Annotated in this window: 6 protein-coding genes; 2 read left to right on the top strand and 4 right to left on the bottom strand. The window is 65.9% G+C overall.

Annotated features, from left to right (window positions below; translation table 11 throughout):
- Positions 1–280 precede the first annotated feature (280 nt).
- Positions 281–1,270, top strand: a complete 990-nt coding sequence (locus ON44_RS28760) for a hypothetical protein (RefSeq protein WP_245567371.1) — start codon at positions 281–283, stop codon at positions 1,268–1,270.
- Positions 1,271–1,543: 273 nt separating this feature from the next.
- Positions 1,544–2,908 (top strand): flavin monoamine oxidase family protein, encoded by a 1,365-nt coding sequence (locus tag ON44_RS28755; protein ID WP_040695601.1) that lies wholly within the window; start codon positions 1,544–1,546, stop codon positions 2,906–2,908.
- Between the two features lie 93 nt (positions 2,909–3,001).
- Here ON44_RS28755 and ON44_RS51380 read toward each other — a convergent pair whose 3' ends face one another.
- The 4 genes from ON44_RS51380 to ON44_RS28740 all read right to left on the bottom strand — a co-directional run bounded on the left by ON44_RS51380 (position 3,002) and on the right by ON44_RS28740 (position 13,261).
- Complete coding sequence (locus ON44_RS51380) at positions 3,002–3,157, bottom strand: DUF6131 family protein (RefSeq protein WP_085998636.1); 156 nt, start codon at positions 3,155–3,157, stop codon at positions 3,002–3,004.
- Positions 3,158–3,208: 51 nt separating this feature from the next.
- Entirely contained in the window at positions 3,209–3,670 is a 462-nt protein-coding gene (locus ON44_RS28750) for an SRPBCC family protein (protein WP_040695599.1), read from the bottom strand.
- Positions 3,671–3,971: 301 nt separating this feature from the next.
- Positions 3,972–4,760, bottom strand: a complete 789-nt coding sequence (locus ON44_RS28745) for an FkbM family methyltransferase (protein WP_040695598.1) — start codon at positions 4,758–4,760, stop codon at positions 3,972–3,974.
- Complete coding sequence (locus ON44_RS28740; protein ID WP_218007649.1) at positions 4,754–13,261, bottom strand: non-ribosomal peptide synthetase; 8,508 nt, start codon at positions 13,259–13,261, stop codon at positions 4,754–4,756. Before ON44_RS28740 ends, ON44_RS28745 begins: the two co-directional genes overlap by 7 nt.
- Positions 13,262–13,378: the final 117 nt, after the last annotated feature.

Genomic DNA, 13,378 nt, shown 5'->3' with positions numbered 1-13,378 from the left:
GACTCCTTGGCAGTAACTGACCACATCGTGATGGCAAACGAATGGGGTTCAGATTAGCTGGTGATCGGGTTTTACACGGCAGCGCGCCTGCCGAGCTCCGAAACCCGTTCGAGCATAGCCACAAGTTTGCGAAACGGCCGATACCGGCCGATCAAGGACGCAATGTGAGCAAGAACCCGGATGGCAATCGCTAGGCAACGTCTTCGCGCTCGGCGCTTTGCTATCCGGGGACGCACCCCGGCACTAGATCGTCAACCTCACAACCATTAGGAGACCATCCATGCTGCTGTCCAGTTTTCGCCGCGCGTTCACCATTCCGGTGACTTGCGTCCTCGCAGCGACCGGCACTTACCTGGCTGCCGGCTGTGGCAACCAGCCCGGCACCGACAGCACAGCAGACAACCACGCTTCGGCTTCGACACCTGCGTCGCCGCAACGGCAGGCCTTCACCTTCGGCGCCGGCTACGGGACAACCGTTCCTGCCGACCAGGCCGGACATCAATGGGCGCCCGCCGCCTCCGCCGCAATCACCCCCGGGATACAGACCTACACCCACGGCGCGGTCCAATGCACGGCGAATTACGTCTTCGTCGATGACACCGGCCATGTATACATCGGCCAGGCGGCCCACTGTGCCACCACGGGACAGGTCACCGATACCGATGGGTGCACCGCCAGTAGCCTTCCCCTGGGAACCGCCGTGAGTCTCAACCGCAACGGCTCGCTGGTTTCCGGCGCGACGACCACCGCCGCCGGGCAGCTCGCGTACAGCAGCTGGCTGACCATGCAGGAAACCGGCGAGAAGGATCAAAATACCTGCGCCTACAATGACTTTGCGCTGGTGAAGCTCGCCCCGGAGGACATCGGGAAAGTCAATCCGAGCCTGCCGTACTGGGGCGGCCCGGTCGGCATCAACACCAGCGGCACAAATGCCGGCGACCGCCTCTACAGCTACTGGAACTCCATTCTCCGTGGCGGAATCGCCACCCTGTCCCCCCAGGTCGGTGAAAGCAAGATCGACGATATCGCTGCCAGTGGCTGGACCCACGCATTCGTCGCGCCCATCCCCGGCATCCCGGGCGACAGTGGCAGCGCCTTCCTCGATCGTGATGGCTATGCGCTCGGCACTCTGTCAACGCTCGCCATTGCGCTTCCCATCGTCAACAACGTCGGTGACATCGGTCGCGAACTTGCCTACGCCCGAACGCATTCCGGTATCTCGGGTCTGCGCCTGGTGCTCGGGACCGAACCGTTCACGCCGAACCGTTGACAGCTGTGCCGGAGAAGCCCGGGCATCGTCGACGTCGTGTGTGGCGCGTAGCGGGCGCACTCTTCGGCAACGGTGACCTTCGGCGGAGTTCGTCGAATTCACTCGGATCGGCCTACCGGCATATCCTGCCGCGGAATTCGCTCTAGAATTGCTGAATATTCGACCCGCCTACCTGTTCGAAGGCGATGTGCACCCGTTGTTTCGAGGGTGCCGCGATCGTGCGCTGGTCGTACGGCGGCCGTGCGCAGAACTGCGATACGAGGACGGCTCGCCATGACAGATGTCGACTATTGCGTAATCGGCGCAGGCTTCGCAGGATTGACGGCCGCGCTGCGGCTGAAACAGGCCGGTCGATCAGTAGCGGTGCTCGAAGCCCGCGACCGGCTTGGCGGGCGCACGTTCACCGAAGTGCGTGCCGACGGGTCGTGGATCGATCGCGGTGGCGCGTGGGTAGGACCGGGGCAGGACCGGATCCACGCACTGATGGACGAGTTCGGGGTACCGAGTTACCAGCAGTACACCGATGGTGAGGCCATGATGGTGGTCGACGGCAAGCAGCACCGCTACACGGGCACGATTCCGTGGACGATGAGCCCGTGGGCGGCGTTGAACCTCGGTGCGGCACTGTTCGAGCTGGGACATATGTGCGAATCGGTTCCCCTCGATGCGCCGTGGGCATCGAAGCATGCCGGCCGATTGGACCAGCTCAGCCTCGCGCAGTGGCTGGATGACAACGTGTTGTCCAGGCCCGCCCATGATCTGCTCGAGACCGCCGTCGCCGGCTGCTACACCTCGGCTGCCTCGGAGGTGTCATTACTGTTCGTGCTGTACCAGATGGCATCGGCGGGAGGGCCGAACTTCGTCCTCGGTGTCAAGGACGGCGCGCAGGATGCTCGGCCGGTCGGCGGTATGGGTGCGATCTACCGGCCGATGGCGGCCGAGATCGGCGACTCGATCCACCTGTCGCAGCCGGTTCGTCGGATAGAGCAGGACACCGCCGGTGTCACGGTGCGCACGGAGCAGCTGACGGTGCGCGCACGTCGGGCGATCGTGGCGGTTCCCCTGGCCATCGCGAGTCACATTCTGTACGAGCCCATGCTGCCGGTCGATCGATCGTTTCTCCATCAGCGGATGCCGAGCGGCTCGATCATCAAGATTGCCGCCGTATACGACGAGCCGTTCTGGCGGCGCGACGGGCTGTCCGGGCAGTCGGCCGCACCGGGGTCACCCGCGACCATCACCATCGATGCCTGCACGGATACCGGGCGACCCGGGATCCTATGCGTCATCGTCGAGGGACCTATCGCGCGGCAGGTCGGACAACTCGACGAGGCCGAACGAAGGAAGACGGTTCTCGGTGCGCTGGTCGAGCGGTTCGGCGACACGGCCGGCTCCCCTGTCGACTACGTCGAGCACAACTGGACTGTCGAGCGCTACTCCGGCGGCGGGATGCTCAGTCACGCACCCACCGGTGTCCTCACCCAGTTCGGCCACGCTCTGCGTGAGCCGTGCGGCCGCATCCATTGGGCCGGCACCGAGAGCTCTGCCGTCATGTGCGGCTGGGTCGACGGAGCCGTTCGCTCGGGAGAACGAGCGGCAAGTGAAGTGCTCGAGCACGAGACCGCGACCGCGGTCTGAGGATGAGACGCGAAAGTCTCACTCCGGGTTGCCGTCGGCTGCCAGCGGACCCAGCGGTGGCGATCGGATCAGAGCGCAAACGCGATCCAGGGGTCAGTAGTAATGGCGTCGGCCGCCGACGGCGCGGCCCGTCGACCCCAACAGGAACAACACGAGCCCGATGATGAGAACCACGATCCCGATGGTCCAGAGGATCGGGATGCTGAATATGAACCCGACAACAAGAAGAATGACTCCGAGAACGATCATGGCCAGCTACCTCGTTTCGCTGCTGTAATCGAAGGGTTCATCGACGAAGGATCATGCGTCAGGGCGTGGAATATCACCACGCCACGCGCCCGTTTCATGCTGCCGGCCTTCGATGAAGTGCTTGAAGCGCTGCATGTCGCCATTGACGCGGTGTTTCAGCACGCCGAGCTTATCGGCGGCGCTCTCCACGAATCCCTCCGGATCGATCTCCATTTGCGCGGTGATCCGGGTGTGGGTGTCGTCCAGACGATGAAAAGTGATCACGCCCGCATGATCGGGACCGCTGTCGGACTTCCACGCGACACGTTCGTCGGGATGCTGCTCGGTGATGGTCGCGTCGAATTCCCGGGTCGCGGGTCCAACGTGGATACGCCAGTGGGTGTGCTTGTCGTCGAGCTGGTCTACCGCTTCCACACCGACCATGAACTCCGGGAATGTCTCGAACTGTGTCCACTGGTTGTAGTCGGTGCGAACCGGTACTTCGACATCGACGGTCGCGGCCACGGTGCTCATATCAGCTCCTTTTCAGGCTCTTCCCGATGCCGCCGCGTATGCGAGCGGCCGGGGTCGAACGTGCGCTCATGGACAAGTCAGTCGCGAAAGGCGTCCCTATTCCTTGCCTTGTCTACAGCGCCCATGATTGCGACCCCTTTTGTTCGGTACCCGGCCTGCTGGTTCCTGCCGGTCTTCTGGCGGATAACCCGCATTCCGACAGTCAAACAGCGCTGCTGGAGAGACTTGTCGCGAGTCAGGACTAGCTGTCCTCATATGCGAGTACCGGACTATGCGACCGCACCAGTCCGATTACGGTTGGTCAGTCGGCACGGGGTCTGGCGGCAAATACCTCGTGTATTTCGGTTCCGATCAAACGGGGATCCTGCTGAGTCTGCGCGGACATGCCCTGCCGACCGAGCAGCTCGCAGACTTCTCCCAGGCGGCCGTCGCGATCATGGACTTCGGCGACGACGGCGTGGATTCCACGCCAGTCCGCTTCGGTAATGCCATGCAAGACATCCAATTCGGCACGCTCGACATCGACTTTGAGCAACCCGATCTCACTGTCGCGGCAGTGTTCGTCCAGTATCGCCGAAACAGTGGTGACCTCGACCTCCAGTGGTACGCCGTCGTGCAGGCCGGTGGTGATGAGCGCGATGGCCTTGTCGTCCAAGCCGCTGTTGCGCAGATAGATCTTGGTGGCTTCGTCGTCTGCCTCGCGATCGGCGAAGAAACCCGAGTTCGCCGATGCGCGCGGATACCAGGTGAACGGGCGCGTGCCCGGTGTGGCGCCGACGGCGATCTGGAGAGATATCCCGTTCGGAACGTGCGCTGCGATATTGCGGTTCAGGCAACGAAAGGTCATCGGTACGGGCTCGACCGCGATGACCTGAATTCCGGGGCAGGTGTCGGCGAACATCATCGCGGTGAGTCCGATGTTGGCGCCGATGTCGAGGGCAACGTCTCCAGGGCGAAGGCGCGCGGCGGCATGCCGGTAGAACCCGTGCGTCGCGGTCGTCTCGCCCCACAGCATCCGGGCTTCGGCCGGACTCGTGCAGGTCACCGTTCTGCCGTCGTCGAGACGCAGTTGCTGCAAAGTGGTCAGCATTTTTCCATGATCCTTTCGAGGGTAGGGCCGACGATGGCCAGCGCATGTGGATGGCTCAACTCGAGGTGGCGGGCGTCGACGACGACGTTGTGAATGTCGCCGCTCACATAAGGCCGCCACGTGCGCGCGAGCGCATCATGCTCGGCGTGGTCTTTTCCGGCGGTGAAGAAGACCAGGTCGCCGTCGAAGACATCCGGCCGATAACCGGCGGCGAGATCGCTCGCGGTTCGGAAGCTCTCCATCACCCGAGCCGTCTGTTCGGCGGTGAACATTCCGGTTGCGATCACCTGGTCCCGGATGACATTCCACGCTTGCTCGTGGGTGGTCGCCTGCAGTTCGTCGCCGAGGTCGAACAGCTCCCGCCAGCCACCGAGCAGATCGGCCATCAGCTGTCCCGGTGCGGGTTGGCCTGCGAGGGATGTGGCCGGTTGCGATGGTGCACCTGCTGCGCTGTCCAGCAGGGCCACGATGCCGACCCGACCACCGTCGCGCTGCAGTTGTACCGCCATCGCGTGCGCTATCTGTCCGCCCAACGACCAGCCGAGCAGGTGATACGGACCTGTAGGCTGCACTCGGCGAATTTCGGCCACATAGCGTGCGGCCAGTTCGTCGATCGACTCGGCACGTGGTTCGCCGGACACGACGTGCGGATCCTGCAACCCGTACACCGGCCGATCCGGATGCAGATGTTCGATGATGCCGCCGTAGAACCACGCCAGACCGCCCGCGGGGTGCACGGCGAAGACCGCCGGCTCGGATCCGCTCGCGCGCAGCGCCAGCAGTACCTTCAGGCCGGAGTCGCCGTCCGAGTCGTCGGCCCTGCGCGCCAACGCCTGCGGAGTGGCATCCTCGAACATCCAGGGCAATTCGATCGTCACACCACGAGTCCGCAACTCTGTTATCGCCATGGTGGCCAGCAATGAGTTGCCCCCCAGGTCGAAGAATCCGTCGGTCACCCCGACCCGGGGGGTTCCCAAAACCTGCGCGTACACATCGCTGATCACTTTCTCGGCGTGAGTCCGTGGTGCGACGAACCGATACGCTGCTCCGTCGAAATCGGGAGCGGGCAATGCTTTTCGATCCAGCTTTCCGTTGATGGTCAACGGCAGATCGGGCAGAACCATGACCATCGAGGGCACCATGTAGCTCGTCAGCACCTCAGCGGCGGCCGCCCGGACCTGGCGCGGATCGATCCGCTGCCCATCGGTGCCGACGACGTAACCAATCAGCTGATCGATGTCGCGCTCGTGGCGGTGCACCGCCACGGCTGCCCGCGACACCGACGGATGCCGTAGCAGCGCCGACTCCACCTCGCCCAGCTCGATCCGGTACCCGCGCAACTGAACTTGTGCGTCGCCCCGGCCGGCGTAGGTCAACTCCAGCCCGCTGCCGGTCTTGCGCCAGCGGCCGACATCGCCCGTCCGATACAACCGGCCGCCGTTCGGATCCAACGGGTTCGCCACGAAGCGACCCGCCGTCAACGCCGGAGCCCACAGGTAACCACGCGCGAGTTGCCTTCCGGCGATATAGATCTCGCCGCGGACACCGATCGGCACCGGCTGTAGCCGGTCGTCGAGCACATACACCCGCAGCCCCGGCAGCGGTGATCCGATCCCGGCCGCGCCCGGGTCATCGACCTCGGCGAATGTCACATGCACGGTCGTCTCGGTGATCCCGTACATGTTGACCAATTGCGGCGATCCAGGTTCGTGCGCGGCGAACCAGCCGGTCAACCGCGCCGCATCCAATGCCTCGCCACCGAAGACGACATACCGGAGCACGAGATCGCCGCAGCCGCCACCGGATTCCTGATATCGGCGCTCCGCGTCGACGAATCCGTAGAAGGCCGAAGGGGTTTGGCTCAACACCGTGACGCGCTCGCGCGCCACCAGTTCCACCAACGCCTCCGGCGACCGGGAGGTGTCGTAGTCGACGACGACCAGCCTGCCTCCGGTCAGCAGAGCACCCCACATTTCCCACACCGCGAAATCGAAAGCGTACGAATGGAACATCGTCCACACGTCGTCGGGGTGGAAGTCGAATCGTTCGGCGGCGTGGGTCAACAATGTGACGGCTTCGCGATGGCTGACGGCCACGCCCTTCGGGGTGCCGGTCGACCCGGAGGTGTAGATCACGTAGGCGAGGTTGTCCGGTCGCGCGGCCGAGGGCACCGGACAGTCCGGGACCGCGGCCCGGGATTCTTCGATCAGTAACGTCGGTGCCGCGTATCCCGTTACGTCCTTCGCCATTTCGACAGAGGTCAACACAGCGGCCGGACGCGCGTCGTCCAGGATGAAGCGCAATCGCTGCGGCGGGTTCGCCATATCCAGCGGCAGATATCCGGCGCCTGCGCGCACGACCGCGAGCAGGCCGACGACCAGGTCGACCGAACGCGACAACGCCACTGCCACCAGGGTTTCCGGCCCCACACCGCGCTCGGTGAGCCGAGCGGCGAGCTCGGTGGCGCGCCGATCCAGCTCCGCATAGGTCAGCTGCGACACACCATCGGTCACCGCGACCGCATCCGGCTGCGCCGCGACGCGGGAGGTGAACAGGTCGGCCAGGGTCACATCCGCGACCGCGACACCGTCGACTCCGGCAGCGACCAGCACCTCGCGCCGCTGGTCGGGATCCACGATGTCGATATCGCCCACGGCGACAGCCGGATTCACGGTCCCCTGCTCCAGGATCCGGGTATACGCGTGCGCGAACCGAGCCATCGTCTGGTCGATGTACAGATCGGTGGCGAAGGTCAGTCGTCCGACCATGCCGTCCGGACGACCCCCTGTTCCGAACCGTTCGACGAGCTTGACGTTCAGATCCGCACGGGCCTGGTCGAAGCCGTTCTCGATCGGTTCGACGGTGAGCCCCGCCAGCTCCAACGCGGCGGCGCTGAGATCCTGGACGTCGAGCGTCACCTGATAGAGCGGCATGTGCGCGGTCGACCGCCGCGGATTGAGCGCCTCCACGACCTCCTCGAAGGGCACATCGGCATGGGCGAACGCGGCGAGATCCGTCTCGCGGGTGGCCGCGAGCAGGTCTGCGAACGGCTGCCGCGACGACACCCGCGACCGCAATACCAGCGTGTTGACGAACATGCCGATCAGATCGTCGAGTGCGCGGTCGCCGCGGCCGGCCACCGGTGTGCCGATCGCGACATCGTCGACGTCGGCCAGCCTGGACAGCAGCACGGTCAAGGCGGCGTGCAGGACCATGAAGACCGTCGCGTTGGCCTCGCGGGCGAGGGCAACGATGCGCGCGTGCAACTCGGCGGACAGCTCGAAATCGACCGCGCGGCCGCACATGGACGGCACCGGCGGCCGGGGCAGGTCGGTCGGCAGCTCGAGCAGTTCGGGCAGCCCGGTGAGGCTGTCGGTCCAGAATCGCAGCTGCCGGGAGACGAGCGAGTCCGGATCGTGTTCGTCGCCGAGCACCTCACGCTGCCACAGCGCGTAGTCGGCGTACTGGATCGGAAGGGGAGGCCAGTTCGGTTGTGTCCCTTGCCTACTCGCCTCGTAGGCCACCGCAACGTCCCGCGCGAGCGGCATCATCGACTGTCCGTCGGCGCAGATGTGATGCACGCAGATCACCAGCACGTGATCACGGTCGCCGAGGGTGAACAATTCGGCTCGCACCGGAGATACTCGGGTCACATCGAAGCCCGCGGAGACCACCGCCGTCGCCCGCTCCAGCACATGTTCTTCGTCGACCCGGATCGGAATCAGAGCCGGTACGACCTCGTCGACGCCGACCATGACCTGACATGGCGTCCCGTTGCTCAACGGGAACTTGGTTCGCAGCGACTCGTGCCGGTCGATGACCAGCTCGCACGCGTGTCGCAGCGCATCGATATCGAGCTCGCCACGCAGCCGGATCACCAGCGGAATGTTGTACGCGCCGACCGAGGTGTCGAATTGATTGAGGAACCACATCCGCTGCTGTGCTGGGGACAGCGGTACGAGGGCCGGGCGGGTTCGCGGTGCCAGCGGCACCCGGACGTTCCGATCGGCAGTAACCGAACGCGCGGCCAGCTCGGCGACAGTCGATGCTTCGAACAGGTCCTGGATACCCACGCTCACTCCGAGTGTCGTGCGCAATCGCGCGACCACCCGTGTTGCCGACAGCGAATTGCCGCCGAGGTCGAAGAAGCTGTCCGTTGCCCCCACGCTGCCGACGTCCAAGACGGCGCCGAATACCTCCGCCACACACCGTTCGGTGTCGGTTCGCGGGGCGACCCATTCCCGATCGTCCGCGAATTCCGGCGCGGGTAGCGCCGCCCGATCGAGCTTGCCGGTTGCGGTGAGCGGGAGTTCGGCGAGCGGCACCAGCACGTCGGGCACCATGTGCGCCGGCAGGCGCCGCCGGGCTGCAGACCTGACGGCGCTCGGATCTGTGCGCCCGTCGCCGAGCAGGTAGCCGACGAGACGGTCGGTGCCACGCTCGTCTTTCCGCAACACGACAGCCGCGCGGTCGATCCCGGGGTGCTCGGACAGCACGGTTTCGATCTCACCGAGTTCGATGCGTTGACCGCGGATCTTGACCTGGAAATCGCGGCGTCCGAGGTACTCCACGGTGTGTTCCGATGTCCAGCGGGCCAGATCGCCGGTGCGGTACATGCGCGAGCCCGCCACGCCGAAGGGATTCGCCACGAATGCACCCGCGGTGGCAGCGGCCCGGCTCACATACCCGCGTGCCAGCTGCATTCCCGCGAGATACAGCTCCCCCACCACCCCGACTGGCACCGGCCGCAACCACCCATCCAGCACAACGGCCTCGACGCCACGGTTCGGTCCGCCGATCGTCACCGCGTCGCCTGGGCACAGCGAACCGCTTATCCCGGACAAAATCGTCGTTTCGGTCGGTCCGTACCCGTTGAACAGCTGCCTGCCGGGCGCCCACACCGAAACCGTTTCCGGTGACACCGCCTCTCCGCCGGCGATCAGCACCTGCAACGAATCCAAACCGGTCGGTGACATGGTGGCCAGCACACTCGGTGTGAGGAACGCATGCGAAACCCGCTGCGTCCGAATCAAATCCGCCAGCTCGTCACCGGCGAACACATCCGGTGCCGGCACCACCAGCAACGCGCCGTTCGTGTGCGCCAGCAGCACTTCGAGAACCATCGCATCGAAACCGGGAGCGGCGGCCTGCAGCACTCGCGCCCCAGCGTCCACGTCGAAGCGGTCACGCTCTACAGCGGCGAAATTCGCCAGCCCCTCATGGGTGACCGCGACGCCCTTCGGGAGCCCGGTCGACCCCGAGGTGTAGATCACGTATGCCACATCCCGGACCTGTGGCGTATGTATGCGAACGGCGTCGGTGACGGCGGCCGTGGACTTCGCCGCGATAGCGGACAAGATTTCCGGATCGTCGAGTACCAGCGGGCGCACCGCGTCGGGAAGCAGATCCCGTGATGCCTCGACGGTGACCGCCACCCGCACATCGGAGTCCGCGACCATGTGTGCCACGCGCTCGGCCGGATTGCGTGGATCGACCGGTACGAACGCCGCGCCCGTCTTGGTCACCGCCCACAGACCGATAACGAACTCCACTGACCGCGGCATCGCCAGCGCGACCTGATCGCCGGGGCCGATACCCCACTCGATCAACTGCCGCGCCAGTTGGTTCGACCGGGCATCCAACTCGGCGTAGGAGACGTTGCGCAGGCCTGAAGCCAACGCTGCCGCATCGGGATTCACGACGACGCCCGCGGCCAGCAACTCCGCCAACAGGTGTGGCGCCGCGGCGCTGCCACCCGTGGCAGGTACCAACCCGTCCCGCTCTGCTGTCGACAGCAGATCCAGCGAATCGAGCCGCGCGTGTGGATCGGTTGTGATTGCGCGCAACACGATTTCGAGCCGGGCGGCGAGACCCGCCGCCATCTCGTCCTCGATGCGGGCCCGCTGGTAGCGCACTCGGACGTGCAACTCGTCGGTGTGGTGCGCCTGAACGGTGATCGGGTAATGCGCGGCGTCGCGGCCTTGCGCCGAGACCACCCGCATACCGTCGATGTCGGCGTCGCCGAGGCCGCTGCCGTCGACCGGGTACGACTCGAACACCACCAGCGTGTCGAACAAGGAAACGGTGCCCGTGGCCGCCGAGATCTGTGGCAGTTCGAGGTAGTGATGGTCGAGCAGACGGGTGTTGGCCGCCTGCAGCCGATTCAGCGCGTCCTCGATGGTCCGGTCCCGGCGAGTATCGACCGCGACCGGAATCGTATTGATGAACAGGCCGATCATCGACTCGACGCCGGGCACTTCGGCGGGACGGCCGGAGACCGTGCTGCCGAAAACCACGCGGTCGACGTCGAGTAGGTTGCTCAGTACCATCGCCCAGGCGAACTGGACGATCGTCGCCATCGTCACCGCGTATGCGCGGGCGAATTCCACCAACTCCGCGGTCGCGGCACGATCGAGGACGATAGGACAATCGATCGGAATCTCCGCGCTCGTAGCCGTGTGTGATCCGGCGGCCAACGTGGGCTCGGTGATATCGCGCAGCGCGTCTCGCCATACCTCGATGCTTCTGCCGCGGTCGCGGCGGTCCAGCCATTCCAAGTAATCGCGGTAGGACGCGGCAGCGGGCAACAGCTCTGGCTGTGCGTCCGCCGCGTACAAGCCGATCAGTTCACGCCACAGCAGCGGCAGCGACCAGCCGTCGAGCAGAAGGTGATGGGCCGTCAATATCAGCCGGAAGTCTTGCGGTCCCACTGTAACGAGCACGAACCGCAGCAGCGGCGGATCGGCCGGATCGAATCCGGCCGCCCGCTCTGCGTCGATCACCTGGTTGAGGTCCGGTGTGTCGCCGGATAGCGTGATACTGCGCCACGGCACCGCGGTATTCGTTGAAATCACTTGCACAGCAACGCCTTCCGCGGTTCGAGTGAAGGCAGCCCGCAAGTTGGGGTGGCGGGCGAGCAGGGCCTGCGCGGCGCGCTCGAGCCGGTCCTCGTCCACCACACCGGTCAGGGTGAGCGCCGATTGCGCGAGGTAGACGTCGAGCCCGCCCGCGGCGATCTCGGCGTGGAACAGCAGCCCAGCCTGCAGCGGTGCCAACGGCCACACCTCGCTCAGCGGTCCGTACCGGTCGGCGAACTCGTCCAGATTGCGCTGGGTGAGGTCGACGAGCGGAACGTCGGCCCGCGACAGCCCCCAGTCCTCGGTCGGGAGGGCCGCGATCGCGGTCAGGGCATCGACCCATTCGTCGGCTAGTTCGGCCACGTCATCGTGGTCGAGCAGCCGTGAGGCGTAGCCGAGGTAGGCCGAGAGCTGCGGTCCGGCCGCGGCGTCGAAGATGTTCACATCGATCGTGAGCACCGCCGCCGCCGGCATATCCGGATCGAAGGGGGCCCGGCGGTCGAAGGGGTCGCCGGTGGGTACCCACGGCAGATCCGACAGTGTCGCGAGATCGACGCCCACACCGCCGAGATAGTTGACACTGATCTGCGGCTCGGGCAGCGCGGCGAGCGGGTCGGCCGTGCCGGGGTTCAGATAGCGCAGCAGGCCGTAGCCGATGCCCTTGTCCGGGATGGCGCGCAGCTGGTCCTTGACCGACTTCACCGCTGCGCGCAGGTCCGCTGGATCGATGCCGCTCAGATCGAGCGCAGCCGGATAGCGGCTGGTGAACCAGCCGACGGTTCGGGAGATGTCGGCGCCCGCGGCGATCTGCTCCTCGCGGCCGTGCCCTTCTATGAGAACCTTCATGCCCGCGTGCGCGACGCCGCGACGCCTGCGCCAGCGAGTCAGCGCCACGGTGAGCGCGGCCAGCAGCACATCGTCGACGCTGCCGTGCACGGCGTGGGGCACCTGGTCGAGCAACGCCGAGGTCACCTCGGCCGGGAGCGACACGGTCAGCTCACGCACAGTCGCCTGGGTGTCCCGCGCGGGATCCAGCTCGGCACGCCCGAGCAGCGGATCCGGTGCCGAACCGATCCGCTGCCACAGCTCGACTTCCCCAGCGCGCTCGGCTGCCGCGCCGACCAACGCGTGCGCCCACCGACGCATGGAGGTGCCCGATGCGGCCAGCTCGACTGCTCGGCCGCTGATGACCTGCTGCCAGGCAGTCACGAAGTCCGGCACCAGAATTCGCCACGACACCGCATCGACGGCCAAGTGATGGATCACGATCAGTCCCCGGCCCTCGGCGTCTACACCGGATTCGGGCAGCAGGCACACGACATGCACCAGCCTGGCCGCGGCCGGATCGAGCCGGTCGTACGCCGCGGCGGACGCCGCTTCCACCACGGCAGTGAAACCGGCGCTGCCCGGAGTCTCGTCGGCGCCGAAGGTCCGCACGGAGACCGAACCGGTGGCTTCGGCGGCGGTCGGTGGCAAGACCTCCCAGCGTTGCCTGTCGAGCCGCGAGCGCAGCACGTCATGGTGTTCGACGATCGCCCGCACGGTCGAGACCACGTCGTCGACGCGCGCGTCACGCGGCAAACGCACCAGCATCGACTGCGCGAACCGAGCCGGAGCCCCTAGTCGCTCGACGAACCAGGACACGATCGGCGTGCCCGGAATCTCGCCAACACCACCGTTGGGCAGCTCGGCAAGCGTGGCCCGTTCGCCGGCCTGCGCGATCTGCGCCAGGCCGCGAACCGTTTTGTGCTCGAAGATGTC

Source organism: Nocardia vinacea NBRC 16497, from assembly GCF_000308835.1.
Classification (GTDB): domain Bacteria; phylum Actinomycetota; class Actinomycetes; order Mycobacteriales; family Mycobacteriaceae; genus Nocardia; species Nocardia vinacea.
Note: the sequence above shows the minus strand (reverse complement) of the source record. Positions and strands in the feature narration are given on the sequence as shown.